At 60.4% G+C, this 14,158-nt stretch carries 20 protein-coding genes; 10 read left to right on the forward strand and 10 right to left on the reverse strand.

What is annotated here, in order from left to right; genetic code table 11:
• Window positions 1–128 precede the first annotated feature (128 nt).
• The 7 genes from murA to EGM97_RS01650 all read right to left on the reverse strand — a co-directional run bounded on the left by murA (window position 129) and on the right by EGM97_RS01650 (window position 4,824).
• The gene (gene murA / locus EGM97_RS01620; protein WP_238961562.1) at window positions 129–1,394 is read right to left on the reverse strand and encodes a UDP-N-acetylglucosamine 1-carboxyvinyltransferase; all 1,266 of its coding nucleotides are present in this window, start codon (window positions 1,392–1,394) and stop codon (window positions 129–131) included.
• A 22-nt stretch (window positions 1,395–1,416) separates the two neighbouring features.
• A complete protein-coding gene (locus EGM97_RS01625; RefSeq protein WP_238961563.1) occupies window positions 1,417–1,656 on the reverse strand; it encodes a BolA family protein in 240 nt (79 codons plus the stop codon).
• A gap of 116 nt (window positions 1,657–1,772) precedes the next feature.
• Window positions 1,773–2,090, reverse strand: coding sequence for an STAS domain-containing protein (locus EGM97_RS01630; protein WP_238961564.1), 318 nt, complete (start codon window positions 2,088–2,090; stop codon window positions 1,773–1,775).
• The gene (locus EGM97_RS01635) at window positions 2,087–2,740 is read right to left on the reverse strand and encodes an MlaC/ttg2D family ABC transporter substrate-binding protein (RefSeq protein WP_238961565.1); all 654 of its coding nucleotides are present in this window, start codon (window positions 2,738–2,740) and stop codon (window positions 2,087–2,089) included. The genes EGM97_RS01630 and EGM97_RS01635 overlap by 4 nt, the downstream gene beginning before the upstream one ends.
• A gap of 10 nt (window positions 2,741–2,750) precedes the next feature.
• A complete protein-coding gene (gene mlaD / locus EGM97_RS01640) occupies window positions 2,751–3,218 on the reverse strand; it encodes an outer membrane lipid asymmetry maintenance protein MlaD (protein ID WP_053152296.1) in 468 nt (155 codons plus the stop codon).
• A complete protein-coding gene (mlaE, locus tag EGM97_RS01645; RefSeq protein ID WP_053152294.1) occupies window positions 3,218–4,015 on the reverse strand; it encodes a lipid asymmetry maintenance ABC transporter permease subunit MlaE in 798 nt (265 codons plus the stop codon). The genes mlaD and mlaE overlap by 1 nt, the downstream gene beginning before the upstream one ends.
• Window positions 4,015–4,824 (reverse strand): ATP-binding cassette domain-containing protein, encoded by an 810-nt coding sequence (locus tag EGM97_RS01650; protein WP_238961566.1) that lies wholly within the window; start codon window positions 4,822–4,824, stop codon window positions 4,015–4,017. The genes mlaE and EGM97_RS01650 overlap by 1 nt, the downstream gene beginning before the upstream one ends.
• Before the next feature lie 275 nt (window positions 4,825–5,099).
• Here EGM97_RS01650 and EGM97_RS01655 point away from each other — a divergent pair, with 275 nt between their 5' ends.
• From EGM97_RS01655 to EGM97_RS01700, 10 genes are all read left to right on the forward strand, one after another.
• Window positions 5,100–6,074 carry a KpsF/GutQ family sugar-phosphate isomerase gene (locus EGM97_RS01655; protein ID WP_238961567.1) on the forward strand — a complete coding sequence of 325 codons (975 nt, stop codon included), beginning with the start codon at window positions 5,100–5,102 and terminating at the stop codon, window positions 6,072–6,074.
• The gene (locus EGM97_RS01660; protein WP_053152288.1) at window positions 6,074–6,598 is read left to right on the forward strand and encodes a KdsC family phosphatase; all 525 of its coding nucleotides are present in this window, start codon (window positions 6,074–6,076) and stop codon (window positions 6,596–6,598) included. The genes EGM97_RS01655 and EGM97_RS01660 overlap by 1 nt, the downstream gene beginning before the upstream one ends.
• 7 nt (window positions 6,599–6,605) lie before the next feature.
• A complete protein-coding gene (gene lptC, locus EGM97_RS01665; protein ID WP_053152286.1) occupies window positions 6,606–7,175 on the forward strand; it encodes an LPS export ABC transporter periplasmic protein LptC in 570 nt (189 codons plus the stop codon).
• Entirely contained in the window at window positions 7,162–7,707 is a 546-nt protein-coding gene (gene lptA / locus EGM97_RS01670; protein WP_053152283.1) for a lipopolysaccharide transport periplasmic protein LptA, read from the forward strand. Before lptC ends, lptA begins: the two co-directional genes overlap by 14 nt.
• A complete protein-coding gene (gene lptB, locus EGM97_RS01675; protein WP_053152281.1) occupies window positions 7,707–8,432 on the forward strand; it encodes an LPS export ABC transporter ATP-binding protein in 726 nt (241 codons plus the stop codon). Before lptA ends, lptB begins: the two co-directional genes overlap by 1 nt.
• 155 nt (window positions 8,433–8,587) lie before the next feature.
• Entirely contained in the window at window positions 8,588–10,084 is a 1,497-nt protein-coding gene (locus EGM97_RS01680) for an RNA polymerase factor sigma-54 (protein ID WP_238961568.1), read from the forward strand.
• A gap of 76 nt (window positions 10,085–10,160) precedes the next feature.
• Window positions 10,161–10,469, forward strand: coding sequence for a ribosome hibernation-promoting factor, HPF/YfiA family (hpf, locus tag EGM97_RS01685; protein ID WP_238961569.1), 309 nt, complete (start codon window positions 10,161–10,163; stop codon window positions 10,467–10,469).
• 12 nt (window positions 10,470–10,481) lie between these two features.
• Window positions 10,482–10,946, forward strand: coding sequence for a PTS IIA-like nitrogen regulatory protein PtsN (ptsN, locus tag EGM97_RS01690; RefSeq protein WP_238961570.1), 465 nt, complete (start codon window positions 10,482–10,484; stop codon window positions 10,944–10,946).
• A 2-nt stretch (window positions 10,947–10,948) separates the two neighbouring features.
• Window positions 10,949–11,806, forward strand: coding sequence for an RNase adapter RapZ (rapZ, locus tag EGM97_RS01695; protein ID WP_238961571.1), 858 nt, complete (start codon window positions 10,949–10,951; stop codon window positions 11,804–11,806).
• A gap of 15 nt (window positions 11,807–11,821) precedes the next feature.
• The gene (locus EGM97_RS01700; protein WP_238961572.1) at window positions 11,822–12,097 is read left to right on the forward strand and encodes an HPr family phosphocarrier protein; all 276 of its coding nucleotides are present in this window, start codon (window positions 11,822–11,824) and stop codon (window positions 12,095–12,097) included.
• Between the two features lie 64 nt (window positions 12,098–12,161).
• Here EGM97_RS01700 and EGM97_RS01705 read toward each other — a convergent pair whose 3' ends face one another.
• From EGM97_RS01705 to EGM97_RS01715, 3 genes are read right to left on the reverse strand one after another with little or no spacing between them, the layout of a single operon-like run.
• On the reverse strand, window positions 12,162–13,052 hold the full coding sequence (locus tag EGM97_RS01705; RefSeq protein WP_238961573.1) for a ZIP family metal transporter: 891 nt from the start codon (window positions 13,050–13,052) through the stop codon (window positions 12,162–12,164).
• 19 nt (window positions 13,053–13,071) lie between these two features.
• The gene (locus EGM97_RS01710) at window positions 13,072–13,695 is read right to left on the reverse strand and encodes a superoxide dismutase (RefSeq protein ID WP_053152267.1); all 624 of its coding nucleotides are present in this window, start codon (window positions 13,693–13,695) and stop codon (window positions 13,072–13,074) included.
• 2 nt (window positions 13,696–13,697) lie between these two features.
• Window positions 13,698–14,138 (reverse strand): hypothetical protein, encoded by a 441-nt coding sequence (locus tag EGM97_RS01715; protein ID WP_238961574.1) that lies wholly within the window; start codon window positions 14,136–14,138, stop codon window positions 13,698–13,700.
• Window positions 14,139–14,158: the final 20 nt, after the last annotated feature.

Below are 14,158 nucleotides of genomic sequence, written 5' to 3' on the forward strand. Positions count from 1 at the left end.
GGGAAACGTCAGTCCTTATCAAGGTACTCATGTCCGGTCGCAAGCGGCGCCGGACACTTATCGAGAATGCGACATCCTCGACCTGTAACGAAATCAACGGGCGCATCCTTGCGCCCATGCAGCAACAACTAGCCTGGAACGCGACGGATCTTGGCACCCAGCATCTGCAGCTTCTCTTCGATGCACTCGTAGCCACGGTCAATGTGGTAGATGCGGTCGATCAGCGTGTCGCCTTCGGCGATCAGTGCCGAGATCACCAGGCTGGCCGAGGCCCGCAGGTCGGTCGCCATGACAGGCGCGCCCTTGAGCTTCTCGTTACCGGTGACGATGGCGGTGTTGCCTTCCACCTGAATCTTGGCGCCCATGCGGTGCAATTCATACACGTGCATGAAACGGTTTTCGAAAATCGTCTCGATCACCGCGCCGGTGCCTTCGGCAATGGCGTTGAGGGAGATGAACTGGGCCTGCATGTCGGTCGGGAACGCCGGGTACGGAGCGGTCCGCACGTTCACGGCTTTAGGCCGCTTGCCGTGCATGTTCACTTCGATCCAGTCTTCACCGCAGGTCACCTCGGCGCCGGCTTCCTTGAGTTTTTCCAGGACAGCTTCAAGGATGGTCGGATCGGTGTCCTTGACCTTGACGCGGCCGCCGGTGACGGCAGCGGCTACCAGGTAGGTACCGGTCTCGATCCGGTCCGGCATCACCTTGTAAGTGGCAGAATGCAGGCGCTCAACGCCATCGATGGTGATGGTGTCGGTGCCTGCGCCGCTGATCCTGGCACCCATGGCGATCAGGAAGTTCGCCAGGTCGACGACCTCGGGCTCACGGGCGGCGTTCTGCAGTACACTGCGGCCTTTGGCCAGCGCGGCGGCCATCATGATGTTCTCGGTACCGGTCACACTCACCGTGTCGAAGAAGAAGTGTGCACCGCGCAGGCCACCCTCAGGGGCCTTGGCCTTGATGTAACCGCCTTCGACGTCGATGACCGCGCCCATGGCTTCCAGCCCACGGATGTGCAGGTCCACCGGACGTGAACCGATGGCGCAACCGCCCGGCAAGGCGACTTCGGCCTCACCGAAACGGGCAACCATCGGGCCCAGTACCAGGATCGACGCACGCATGGTCTTCACCAGTTCGTACGGGGCGACCAGGGTCTTGATGGTGCGCGGGTCGATTTCGACGCTGAGCTTCTCGTCGATGACAGGCTCGATGCCCATGCGGCCGAACAGCTCGATCATCGTGGTAATGTCGTGCAGGTGCGGCAGGTTGGCCACGGTCACCGGACCGTCGCACAGCAAGGTTGCGGCCAGGATCGGCAGGGCGGAGTTCTTTGCCCCGGAAATACGGATTTCGCCATCAAGACGAACGCCGCCGGTAATAATCAGTTTATCCATTGGAATCTCGACGCCCTTGGGCTCAGGTGCGCTCGGCCCAGGCCGCGCGGCTGAAAAATTTCATAGTGACCGCGTGGATGCTGCCATCGGCGATCCATGGGTTCAAATGGGCATAGATGCTCTGCTGACGCTTCACCGGGCTCAACGCCGCCAGTTCATCGCTGATAACGTTCAACTGGAAATTGCAGCCTTCGCCCTCAACTTCCACCTGCGTACCTAGCAGCTTTCCTTCAAGAAAGTGCTTCACTTCGTAAGCCTGCATGCTCAACCTCAATCGGCGCCCAGTGCGCGCGGGTCGCACATCATACAAAAAAGCCCCGCGCCTGCGAACCCCGCGAAGCCGGACTCTGACGGGGGGCTTGTTTCAAAGGGTACGGCTCAGGAATTTACCAGCAACTCGGTCAGTTCACTGACCTGGGCGATCTCACGCATGTCATCGGGCATGTTACGAATGCTCCAGGCCTTGCCGGCCGCCTGGGCGTCCCGCATGAAGCACAGCAGCAGGGACAGCCCGACACTGCTGGACTTGTGCACCGCCGAGCAGTCGATAACCAGCTCGGCGGCGCTGGCGGACCTGATCAGCGCCTGACCCTGCTTGCGCAGGGCCGGACCGGTGCGGTAATCCAGCACACCGCTGAGCAGCAATTCGCCCCCCTCGCCCAGACGGACGGCAGACTCGCTTACCGTCTCGTTCATTGTTCCTGCTTCTCTTTGGCTTCTTCGGCCACTTCCTTGGCCTTGGCGACTTCACCGGCCCAACCATTGATGGTCTTGTCCAGGTCGTTGCCATTGCGCTGCATCGCGTCGGCGAACTGGTCGCGGAACAGCTTGCCGATGTTGATGCCGTTGATGATCACATTACGCACCTTCCACTCGCCGTTCAGCTTCTCGAGCGTGTACGACACCGGGTAGATCGCGCCGTTGTTACCCTTGACCTGCATGTCGACGCTGGTGCGGGTACCACTTTCATCCTTGGCCGGCGAAACGGTGATGCCCTGGTTGTTGTATTCGAGCAGGGCGTTGCCATAGAACTGCATCAGGCTGCGCTTGAAGTTTTCCTGGAAGCGGGTCATCTGCTCCGGGGTCGCCTTGCGCGAGTACTTCACGGTCATGATGCTGCGGGAGATACCGTCGGCGTCCACCACGGGACCGACGATACCGTTGAGCGCGTCATAGAAGGCGCCAGGGTCCTGCTTGTATTTCTCCTTGTTGGCAGAAAGGTCGGCCAACAACCGGTTCGTGGTGTCCTGGATGATGTCGTGCGCCGAAGGCGCCGCCACGGCGTTGGCTATCAGCGGCAGGGACGCCAGCAGGACCAACAGGGTGCGTCGCAGGATAGAAATCATCGAAAGCTCCTTATTTAGCGTCTTTGCTAACAGTATTGAGCAGGAATTTCCCGATCAGGTCCTCGAGCACCAACGACGATTGCGTATCGTGGATGGTGCCACCATCCTTGAGCAGGGTTTCCTCCCCGCCCACGCTGATACCGATGTATTTCTCGCCCAGCAGACCGGCAGTGAGGATGGATGCAGTGGAGTCGGTCGGCAGGTTATCCACCCGTTTTTCCAGCTGCAGCGTCACCCGGCCGGTGAACGTGTCGCGGTCCAGATCGATTGCCGTGACTTTGCCGATGGTCACACCGGCCATGGTCACTTTGGCTCTGACCGTCAAACCGGCGATATTGTCAAAATAAGCATAGAGTTTATAGGTATCGGTGTTGGCGGTCGGCGCCAGGCCACTGACCCGCAGGGCCAGCAGCAGCAAAGCCAGGATGCCAGCCAGCAGGAAAAGGCCGACACCGATTTCCAGGGTGCGGTTTTGCATCAGAAATCTCCAAACATCAAGGCGGTCAGAATAAAGTCAAGGCCCAGGACGGCCAGCGAGGCGTACACCACGGTCTTGGTTGTGGCACGGCTGATCCCCTCTGACGTGGGCTCACAGTCATAGCCTTGAAACACGGCGATCCAGGTCACCACGAAGGCGAATACGGCGCTCTTGATGATGCCGTTGAGCACATCGTCGAGAAAATCGACGCTGTTCTGCATATTGGACCAGTAGGAACCTTCGTAGACCCCCAACCAGTCGACAGCCACCCACGAGCCTCCCCAGATCCCGACGACGCTGAAGATCATTGCCAGCACCGGCAGGGAAATGAAACCGGCCCAGAGGCGTGGGGCAATGATGTACTTGAGCGGGTCGACACCGATCATTTCCAGGCTGGACAGCTGCTCGGTGGATTTCATGTTGCCGATCTCGGCCGTCAGCGCCGAACCCGCGCGTCCGGCGAACAGCAACGCGGTGACCACGGGACCCAGCTCACGCAACAGCGTCAGGGAAACCATCTGCCCGACCGCTTGCTCGGACCCATAGCTGGACAGGATGTTGAAACCCTGCAGCGCCAATACCATGCCGATGAAGATCCCGGAGACCACGATGATCACCAGGGACATCACGCCCACCGAATGCAATTGCTTGACCAGCAGGCCGAAACCACCGCCCGTCGCGTTGCGACCGAGCAGAGCATGGACCAGGAACAGCGTCGAGCGACCCAGTACCGCCAGCACGTCGATACCGGAGTGGCCGAACAGGCGAATTCTTTCTATCAGTGATTTCTTGCGCATCAGCGCTTCCCCAGCAGATCGGTACGGTAATCCGTGGCCGGAAAATGGAACGCCACCGGGCCGTCCGCATCGCCCTTCATGAATTGGCGAATGCGGGGATTGTCCGATTCCTTCAGCTCTTGAGGCGTACCCTGCCCCAGCACCTGCCCATCGCCCACCACATAGATGTAGTCGGCGATGCTGGCGGTTTCGGCCAGGTCATGGGATACCACGATGCTGGTGATGCCCAGCGCATCGTTGAGCAGGCGGATCAGGCGCACGAGCACGCCCATGGCAATGGGGTCCTGCCCGACGAAGGGCTCGTCGTACATGAGGATCTTCGGGTCGAGGGCAATCGCCCGCGCCAGTGCGACACGGCGCTTCATGCCGCCGGACAGTTCGTCCGGCATCAGATCGAGGGCGCCACGCAACCCGACCGCCTGCAACTTGAGCAGGACGATGTCGCGGATCATTTCTTCCGGCAGGTCGGTGTGGACCCGCAGGGGAAAGGCCACGTTTTCGAACACATCCAGGTCGGTGAACAGCGCACCGCTCTGGAACAGTACGCCCATGTTCTTGCGCGCATCGAACAGGTCACTGCGCGACAATGTCGGAATATTCTGGCCGTTGACCCAGACTTCGCCGGCGCTGGGGCGCAACTGGGCCCCCATCAGGCGCAGCAGCGTGGTCTTCCCGCACCCGGAAGGTCCCATGATGCCGGTGACCTTGCCGCGCGGGATGCGAATATCGATATTGTTGAAAATGCTGCGCGTCCCTCGCTTGAAGGACAGCCCCTTCAGCTCGACCGCGTAGGCGTTGTCGGCACTCATCTAAACTCCTTGCGATGCAGCCTCAGATCCGGATGCCTGGCCAGTCGGCCAAATGTCGCGACTGCCGGGCATCCGAACCGGCGGCGAACTATATCACTGCAACGGTCGGGCGCCCAAGGGTTACCCCCCTCCGGTTAAGCGTGGATTAAGGTAAAAGCCCCGGTTTTATGGCGAACCTTGCGAGGCGTTCACACAAAGCATGACGAACTAGCGTGAGGGAATTGTTCATTGCCGCTATAATCGCCGCCTTTTCATCGGGCTATACGATTTCTGACATGAGCCAATCCAGCGACCTGATTCAATCGGCACAACGTACCATCCGCCTCGAGCTCGAAGCCGTGCAAGGCTTGCTGCCTCATATCGACGCTGATTTCGTACGCGCCTGCGAGATGATTCTGGCCAGCAAGGGCCGCGTCGTCGTAGTGGGCATGGGCAAGTCCGGGCACATCGGCAACAAGATCGCCGCGACCCTGGCCAGCACGGGCACCACGGCATTTTTCGTCCACCCTGCCGAGGCCAGCCATGGCGACATGGGCATGATCACCCGGGACGATGTCATCCTGGCCCTGTCCAACTCGGGCTCGACCAACGAAATCCTCACGCTGTTGCCGCTGATCAAGCGTCTTGGCATCCGGATGATCAGCATCACCGGAAATCCGGACTCCCCCCTGGCCAAGGCCGCCGAAGTGAATCTCAACGTGCATGTCGAGCACGAAGCCTGCCCGCTGAACCTCGCCCCGACCTCGTCCACCACCGCGGCCCTGGTCATGGGCGACGCCCTCGCCGTGGCGCTGCTGGAGGCCAGGGGGTTCACCGCCGAGGATTTCGCTTTTTCCCATCCCGGTGGCGCCCTGGGTCGCCGCCTGTTGCTGAAAGTCGAAAACGTGATGCACGCCGGCGAAGAGTTGCCGCACGTCCAGCGAGGCACGCTACTCAAGGATGCCCTCATGGAAATGACCCGCAAGGGACTGGGCATGACAGTGATTCTCGAAGCCGACGGCAAACTCGCCGGTATCTTCACCGACGGCGACCTGCGCCGCACCCTCGACCGCCCCATCGACATCCGCAATGCAACCATCGACGAAGTCATGACCCTTCATGGCAAGACGGCCCGCGCCGACATGCTCGCCGCCGAAGCCTTGAAAATCATGGAAGACCACAGGATCAACGCACTGGTGGTGGTGGATGACGAGGACCGCCCGATCGGCGCCTTCAACCTGTCCGACCTGCTGCGCGCCGGAGTAATGTGATGACGACCGACCTGCTGCTACGAGGCAAAGATATCAAGCTCGCCGTTTTCGACGTTGACGGCGTACTCACCGATGGCCGCCTGTACTTCCTTGAAGACGGCAGCGAATTCAAGACTTTCAACACGCTCGACGGCCAGGGCATCAAGATGCTGATGGCCGCCGGCGTACAGACCGCCATCATCAGCGGTCGCAAGACTCCCGTGGTCGAGCGACGCGCGAAGAACCTCGGCATTCCTCATCTATACCAGGGACGCGAGGACAAACTGGTGGTACTGGACGAGCTTCTGGGCCAGCTCAATCTAAGCTACGAACAGGTCGCCTACCTGGGTGACGACCTGCCGGACCTGCCGGTGATCCGCCGTGTCGGCCTGGGCATGGCGGTGGCCAACGCCGCCGGTTTCGTGCGCGAGCACGCCCACGGCGTCACCACGGCACGAGGCGGCGAAGGCGCGGCCCGTGAATTCTGCGAACTGATCCTGCGCGCCCAGGGCCGCCTCGAAGCGGCCAACGCCGCGTACCTGTGAGCCATTTATGCTGAGCAAGAAGATTCGCACCATTGTGGTGTTCGGCTGTATCGCAGCGATTTTCGCGGCGGTAGGCTATTGGAACATCAGTCCGGAACGCTTTCTCGACCGGCCTGCGGCCCAGGTCGAAGAGAAGATAGACTGGTACGCGACCAATACGCACACCCTGCAGTACCTGCCCGACGGCAAGGTGCAGTACGAAATGACGGCCGACAAGGTCGATCATGTGAAGGCCACCGACATCACGCTGGTGACCACGCCGGACCTGAACATGTTTCGTGGCACCGATTTCCCGTGGCATGTGCAGAGCAAGCACGCCGAAGTCAATTCCGGTGGCACCGAAGTGGAGCTCATCGACTCGGTACGCGTGGCCCGCACCGACGAGAAAAACCGTACAACCATCATCACCACAAGTCGCATGACCGTGTTCCCGCAGCAAGAATATGCGCAGACCGAGCAACCCGTTAGAATCGACGGCGCCGGCGGTGTATCGACCGGCACGGGAATGAAAGCGTATCTGAAGGAAAGCAGGATACACCTGCTATCGAACGTAAGAGGACAGTATGAAGCTCGCTAAAACCCTCCCTATTTTGCTCAGTCTGGGCGCAGCACTGGGAAGCGCGAGCGCCTGGTCCCTCCCCAACGACCGCGACCAGCCTATCCGCATCCAGGCCGACGACGCTCAGCTGGACGACAAGAACGGCGTGGCTACCTATAAAGGTGACGTGATCATCACCCAGGGCTCGATGAAGGTGACCGGCAATACCGTGACCATCACCCGCACCCAGTCCGGCGACATCGACGTGGTGACCTCGGTGGGCAACCTGGCCTACTTCGAGCAACTGCAGACGGCTGGCGACACCAAACCCGTCCAGGGCTACGGCGTGACCATCCAGTATCACGCCTCCCAGGACCGCGTTGTGCTGATCGACCGCGCCAAGGTCATCGACAAGGACAACAACGTCACCCAGGGCGAAAAAATCGTCTACGACACCAACAAGAAACTCGCCAGCGCCGGTCGCGCCACCGGCAGCAAGGTGACCGAGCAGCGCCCACGGATCGACATGGTCATCCAGCCGAAAAAGAAAACCGAGCAGAAGGCCCAGTAATGGCAACTCTGAAAGCTCAGCACCTGGCCAAGAGCTACAAGGGCCGCCAGGTCGTGCGTGATGTCAGCCTGTCCATCGACAGCGGTCAGATCGTCGGCCTGCTCGGCCCCAACGGCGCGGGTAAAACCACCTGTTTCTACATGATCGTCGGCCTGGTACAGGCCGATCAGGGCCGCGTACTGATCGACGACCTGGACGTCAGCCACCAGCCCATGCATGGGCGGGCGAAAGCCGGCATCGGCTACCTGCCCCAGGAAGCATCGATCTTCCGCAAGCTGTCGGTGGCCGACAACATCATGGCGATCCTCGAAACCCGCAAGGATCTCGACAAAGCCGGCCGCCGCCAGGAGCTGGAAAGCCTGCTGCAGGAATTCCACATCAGTCATATCCGCGACAACCTGGGCATGAGCCTGTCCGGCGGCGAACGACGTCGAGTGGAAATCGCACGGGCCCTGGCCACCGCGCCGAAATTCATCCTGCTCGACGAACCGTTCGCCGGCGTGGACCCGATCTCGGTAGGTGACATCAAGCAGATCATTCACCACCTCAAGGCCAAGGGGATCGGCGTGCTGATCACCGACCACAACGTGCGTGAGACCCTGGACATCTGCGAAACCGCCTACATCGTCAATGACGGACAACTGATCGCCGAAGGCGACGCGGCGACCATCCTGGCCAATGAACTGGTCAAGGAAGTCTATCTGGGTCATGAGTTCCGCTTGTAGGCCTAACGTGTTTGGTAAATTGGCCCGGCACCGCTAATTTTATTGCTAGGCAAACACTTCAGTTTCAGGCATATAATTTGCTTAAGGTTTGGCGCTCCGGCGCCATGTAGTGGATGGCGCATGTGCGCCGGCGAATAAGGTGTTAAGCCCCTGCCATGAAACCATCGCTAGTCTTGAGAATGGGCCAGCAGCTGACGATGACGCCGCAGCTGCAACAGGCCATCCGCTTGCTCCAATTGTCGACCCTGGACCTGCAACAGGAAATCCAGGAGGCCCTGGAATCCAACCCGATGCTCGAGCGCCAGGAAGAAGGCGACGACTTCGATAACACCGATCCGCTGGCCGACAACATCGAGCAGAAAACCAGTACCGAGATCCAGGAACCGTCCTATCAGGAACAGTCCGCCCCGACAGTGGACAATCTGGAGGATGGCGAATGGAACGAACGCATTCCCAGCGACCTGCCTGTGGACACCGCTTGGGAAGACGTCTACCAGACCAGTGCCAGCAGCCTGCCCACCGGCGATGACGACGAGTGGGACTTCACCACCCGCACGTCCGCCGGCGAGAGCCTGCAAAGCCACCTGTTGTGGCAGTTGAACCTGGCACCGATGTCGGACACCGATCGCCTGATCGCGGTGACCTTGATCGACTGCATCAACAACCAGGGCTACCTGGACGAAACCCTCGAAGAGATCCTGGAAGCCTTCGATCCCGAGCTGGACATCGAGCTGGACGAGATCGAAGCCGTCCTGCACCGCATCCAGCAGTTCGAGCCGGCCGGCATCGGCGCCCGCAGCCTCGGCGAGTGTCTGCTGCTGCAACTGCGCCAGTTGCCCGCCAAGACGCCCTGGCTGGCCGAAGCCAAACGGCTGGTTACCGACTACATCGACCTGTTGGGCGGTCGCGACTACAGCCAGCTGATGCGGCGCATGAAACTCAAGGAAGATGAACTGCGCCAGGTGATCGAACTGGTCCAGAGCCTCAACCCACGGCCGGGCTCGCAGATCGAGGCCACCGAACCCGAATACGTGGTCCCCGACGTGATCGTGCGCAAACACAACGATCGCTGGCTGGTGGAGCTGAACCAGGAAGCGGTCCCCAAGTTGCGGGTCAATGCCCAGTACGCAGGGTTTGTAAAGCGCGCCGACACCAGCGCCGATAACACCTTCATGCGCAACCAGCTGCAAGAAGCTCGCTGGTTCATCAAGAGTCTGCAAAGCCGTAACGAAACCCTGATGAAAGTCGCCACCCAGATCGTCGAGCATCAGCGCGGTTTCCTGGAGTACGGCGACGAAGCCATGAAGCCGTTGGTCCTGCATGACATCGCCGAGGCGGTGGGCATGCACGAATCGACGATTTCCCGGGTCACCACCCAGAAATTCATGCATACCCCGCGGGGCATCTATGAATTGAAATACTTTTTCTCCAGCCACGTCAGTACCTCCGAAGGCGGCGAATGCTCGTCCACGGCCATCCGCGCGATCATCAAAAAACTGGTGGCGGCGGAAAATCAGAAAAAGCCGTTGAGCGACAGCAAGATCGCTGGTTTACTGGAGGCACAAGGCATTCAGGTGGCCCGCCGTACCGTCGCCAAATACCGTGAATCCCTAGGGATCGCGCCTTCGAGCGAACGCAAGCGGTTGATGTAACAGGCCACGCCACAGCGTTCCAGTGGCAGGTATTTCTGCCTGCCGCTTTATGCACTGGCAACGAAGGAGAAGCTGTATGCAAGTCAACATCAGTGGACACCAACTGGAAGTGACCGAACCTCTACGTCAATACGTCGGCGAAAAACTCGACCGACTGGAGAGGCATTTCGACAAGATCACCAACGTTCAAGTCATCATGACCGTCGAAAAGCTGCTGCAGAAAATCGAAGCCACGTTGCATATACCCGGTGGAGAAGTGGTCGCCAACGCCTCGCATGAAGACATGTATGCCGCGATTGACCTGCTGACCGACAAACTGGATCGCCAACTCAAAAAGCATAAGGAAAAGACCCAGAGCCTCCTCCAGGGCGCGACCGGTCGTTAATCCCCCCAATCCATGATCCGACTAGAAACCATCCTGACCCCCGGCCGTTCCCAGGTGAACGCGCCGGGTGGCAGTAAAAAGAAAGCCCTCGAACAGATTGCGAACCTGATTCACCGCGAGGTCGGGGATCTGGAAATGCAGGACGTCTTCGAGGCCCTCGTTGCCCGCGAGAAGCTCGGTTCCACCGGCTTTGGCAACGGCATCGCCATTCCCCATTGCCGCCTCAAGGGCTGTACCGCACCGATCAGTGCGCTGTTGCACCTTGAAGCCCCTATAGATTTCGACGCCATCGACGGCGCCCCGGTCGACCTGCTGTTCGTATTGCTGGTCCCGGAAGCAGCCACCGATGCACACCTTGAACTGCTACGCCAGATCGCCAGCATGCTGGACCGCAAGGAAGTTCGCGACAGACTGCGCAGCGCATCGAGTAACGAAGCCTTGTATCAGGTTGTCCTGGACGAACAGAACGGTCATTAAACATGCGCCTGATCATCGTCAGTGGCCGCTCCGGCTCCGGGAAGAGTACAGCCCTCAATGTACTCGAAGACAACGGCTATTATTGCATCGACAACCTGCCGGCAGGCCTGCTGCCGGAGCTGGCCGAGCGCGCCCTGATCCATACCGAGCTGGCGCAACCGCTGGTGGCGGTTTCCATCGACGCACGCAATCTGCCCAGCCACCTGTCGCGGTTTCCCGAACTGCTCGCCGAGGTACGCAGCAAGCACATCCAATGCGATGTGCTGTACCTGGACGCCGATGAAGAAACATTGCTCAAGCGCTTTTCCGAAACCCGTCGCCGCCACCCGCTGAGCAATGCCAGTCGCTCCCTGGCCGAAGCCATCCACGACGAAAGCCAGTTGCTGGGGCCGATCGCCGACCTGGCGGACTTGAAGCTCAATACCACGCACCTGAACCTTTACCAGTTGCATGACACCATCAAATTACGTCTGCTGAACCAGCCCGAACCGGGCACGGCGTTCCTGCTGGAGTCGTTCGGGTTCAAGCGCGGCATGCCAGTGGATGCCGATCTGGTGTTCGATGTGCGCTGCCTGCCCAACCCGTATTGGAAGCCGGAACTGCGCGACCAGTCCGGGCTTGATCAGCCAGTGATCGACTACCTGGCGGCCCAGCCGGATGTCGAGGAGATGTTCCAGGACATTTCCGCCTACCTGCTCAAATGGCTGCCCCGCTTCGCCGCGAGCAATCGCGCCTATGTCACCATCGCCATCGGCTGTACCGGTGGTCATCATCGTTCCGTCTACCTGACTGAGCGCCTGGGTCGCCTCCTGCAGCCCTCCCTGAAGAATGTCCAGGTTCGCCACCGCGACCTCAGCTAAAGGATTCACATCGCGATGCCAGCTCAGGAAATTGAAATCATTAACAAACTGGGTTTGCATGCCCGCGCGTCAGCCAAGTTCGTGGGTGTAGCGGGTAGATTTCCTGGCACCGAGATCAGAGTCGGACGTACGAAAGATGCCACGATCGACGGCAAGAGCATCATGGCAATGATGATGCTCGCCGCTGGCAAGGGCACCACGATCTACCTGGAAACCAAAGGCGAAGAGGAGCAGGAAGCGATGGATGCGCTGGTGGCCTTGATCAACAATTATTTCGACGAAGGCGAATAACCTCTGTGGCGAGGGGATTTATCCCCTCGCCACAGATTGATCCCTGCGCCGCAGATTCTCCCTGTCACGCCAATGCCGTATCCAGCACCATCATCAAGCAAAAACCCACCAACAACCCCAGGCTCGCCAGTTTCTCGTGACCATTGCGGCGGGATTCGGGAATGACCTCGTGGGTCACCACCAGCAGCATCGCCCCAGCCGCCAACGCCAGGCCCAGGGGCAAGAGCATCTCGGCCAGGCTCACCAACCAAGCGCACAGCAGCGCAAACACGGGCTCGACCAGCCCTGACGCCGCACCAATCAAGAACGCCTTGACCCGCGACATGCCCGCCGTGGCCAGCACCAGCGCGATCACCAGCCCTTCCGGGACATCCTGCAAGGCGATGCCCATCGCCAGGCTGTCGGCATCGGGCATGCCGCCCCCGGCCGACACGCCCACCGCCATGCCTTCTGGAATGTTGTGGGCGATGATGGCGAACACGAACAACCAGATCCGCGGCGCGATGATCGGACGTCCTGGTGCTGCCACCAGCCTCTCGGGGCTGGCCGAAACCTTGCGGTCCACCAAGTACAGCCCGAACGCCCCCGACAGAATGCCAAAGCAGATAAGGCCACTGGCGGCCCAGGGCGTGAATCCCAATTGCTCCGCTGCGGCAATGCCCGGCACGATCAGCGAAAACGCCGTGGCAGCGAGCATCACCCCGGCACCGAAGCCCAGTAGCGAATCGCTCACAGCCTGGGGCATGCGCCGGATGACCAGCACCGGCACGGCTCCCAGCGCGGTGCCCAAGGCGCAGAGTCCACCGCCTTGAAGGGCCCGCAGCAGCCTGGGCTCCAGGCCCAGCCACGCCAAGCCATGGGCCGCCAACAACGTCATCCCGGTCAACACCAGCAATGACCCCAAGGCATAGCGGAACATCCGTCCGCTTCCAATCGCCAGTGTTTGAGTATTCATAGTCAGCCTTGGAAGGTGTTCATGAAGGACTCGACGCCAGCGCCGCCTGATAGCGTCGGGCGACTTCAGGCCAATTGATCACGTTGTAGAAAGCGTTGATGTATTCGGGGCGACGGTTCTGGTACAGCAGGTAATAGGCGTGCTCCCACACGTCCAGGCCCAGGATCGGCGTATTGCCGTTCATCAGCGGGCTGTCCTGGTTGGCGCTGCTCTCCACCACCAGGGTCTTGCGCGGGGTCACGCTCAGCCAGGCCCAGCCGCTGCCGAATCGGCTCAGCGCTGCCTTGGTGAACGCTTCCTTGAATCGCTCCAGGCCCCCCAGTTGTGTCTCGATGGCTGCGCCAAGCGCACCGTCCGGTTGACCGCCGCCCTCGGGGGACATCACTTCCCAGAACAAGGAATGATTGGCATGGCCGCCGCCCTGATTGATTACCGCCGCCCGCAGGTTCTGCGGCAACTGCTCCACGCTGGCCACCAGTTTTTCGATGGGCCATTGGGCGTACTCGCTGCCCTCCACCGCGGCGTTGAGGTTATTGATATAGGTCTGGTGGTGTTTCGTGTAGTGGATTTCCATGGTTTTCGCATCGATGTGCGGTTCCAGGGCATCGTAGGCGTAGGGCAGCGCAGGCAAGGTAAAAGCCATTTTCAATGAACTCCATAATGAAGAGGGGCATTGCGGTGCAAGGGTGATGTGTCTTTGCTGTGGAGCAGCCGTTGGGTGCGGGGGTACTCGCCATGCTCACTGATGAAACCCAGCAATTCGACATAAGTCCTGTGGCTCTGGCGCATCGCGGCCGCACGCAGGGCCGCCGGCATGCGCTCGTCCTGCAGGGTCTGCAGCAACCGTTGATGGATGGCGCACAAGTATTCGGCGCTTTCCTCTGGCTGGTTCAGGCGCAGGTGCAAGTCCGCCAGATTGTGGTGGGAGACGACGCAGGCGGCCACGGCCTCATCGGCGTCAGGCCAGCGTTCATAAAGCACCTGCGCCAGGGCCAGGGCTTGCAGGTAGGCTTCGCGGGCATCCACCAGTTCGCCAAGCATGAAATGACGATTGGCTCGTTCGATCGTGCGTTTCCAGTGCTCCATGATGAGTCCTCCACACAGGG

The sequence above is a fragment of the Pseudomonas sp. AF32 genome, from assembly GCF_022342325.2.
Lineage (GTDB): Bacteria > Pseudomonadota > Gammaproteobacteria > Pseudomonadales > Pseudomonadaceae > Aquipseudomonas > Aquipseudomonas uvaldensis.

Coding starts and splice junctions, on each gene's coding strand:
- murA (WP_238961562.1), bottom strand. CDS start 1,394: ATGGATAAACTGATTATTACCGGCGGCGTTCGTCTTGATGGCGAAATC.
- EGM97_RS01625 (WP_238961563.1), bottom strand. CDS start 1,656: ATGCAGGCTTACGAAGTGAAGCACTTTCTTGAAGGAAAGCTGCTAGGT.
- EGM97_RS01630 (WP_238961564.1), bottom strand. CDS start 2,090: ATGAACGAGACGGTAAGCGAGTCTGCCGTCCGTCTGGGCGAGGGGGGC.
- EGM97_RS01635 (WP_238961565.1), bottom strand. CDS start 2,740: ATGATTTCTATCCTGCGACGCACCCTGTTGGTCCTGCTGGCGTCCCTG.
- mlaD (WP_053152296.1), bottom strand. CDS start 3,218: ATGCAAAACCGCACCCTGGAAATCGGTGTCGGCCTTTTCCTGCTGGCT.
- mlaE (WP_053152294.1), bottom strand. CDS start 4,015: ATGCGCAAGAAATCACTGATAGAAAGAATTCGCCTGTTCGGCCACTCC.
- EGM97_RS01650 (WP_238961566.1), bottom strand. CDS start 4,824: ATGAGTGCCGACAACGCCTACGCGGTCGAGCTGAAGGGGCTGTCCTTC.
- EGM97_RS01655 (WP_238961567.1), top strand. CDS start 5,100: ATGAGCCAATCCAGCGACCTGATTCAATCGGCACAACGTACCATCCGC.
- EGM97_RS01660 (WP_053152288.1), top strand. CDS start 6,074: ATGACGACCGACCTGCTGCTACGAGGCAAAGATATCAAGCTCGCCGTT.
- lptC (WP_053152286.1), top strand. CDS start 6,606: ATGCTGAGCAAGAAGATTCGCACCATTGTGGTGTTCGGCTGTATCGCA.
- lptA (WP_053152283.1), top strand. CDS start 7,162: ATGAAGCTCGCTAAAACCCTCCCTATTTTGCTCAGTCTGGGCGCAGCA.
- lptB (WP_053152281.1), top strand. CDS start 7,707: ATGGCAACTCTGAAAGCTCAGCACCTGGCCAAGAGCTACAAGGGCCGC.
- EGM97_RS01680 (WP_238961568.1), top strand. CDS start 8,588: ATGAAACCATCGCTAGTCTTGAGAATGGGCCAGCAGCTGACGATGACG.
- hpf (WP_238961569.1), top strand. CDS start 10,161: ATGCAAGTCAACATCAGTGGACACCAACTGGAAGTGACCGAACCTCTA.
- ptsN (WP_238961570.1), top strand. CDS start 10,482: ATGATCCGACTAGAAACCATCCTGACCCCCGGCCGTTCCCAGGTGAAC.
- rapZ (WP_238961571.1), top strand. CDS start 10,949: ATGCGCCTGATCATCGTCAGTGGCCGCTCCGGCTCCGGGAAGAGTACA.
- EGM97_RS01700 (WP_238961572.1), top strand. CDS start 11,822: ATGCCAGCTCAGGAAATTGAAATCATTAACAAACTGGGTTTGCATGCC.
- EGM97_RS01705 (WP_238961573.1), bottom strand. CDS start 13,052: ATGAATACTCAAACACTGGCGATTGGAAGCGGACGGATGTTCCGCTAT.
- EGM97_RS01710 (WP_053152267.1), bottom strand. CDS start 13,695: ATGGCTTTTACCTTGCCTGCGCTGCCCTACGCCTACGATGCCCTGGAA.
- EGM97_RS01715 (WP_238961574.1), bottom strand. CDS start 14,138: ATGGAGCACTGGAAACGCACGATCGAACGAGCCAATCGTCATTTCATG.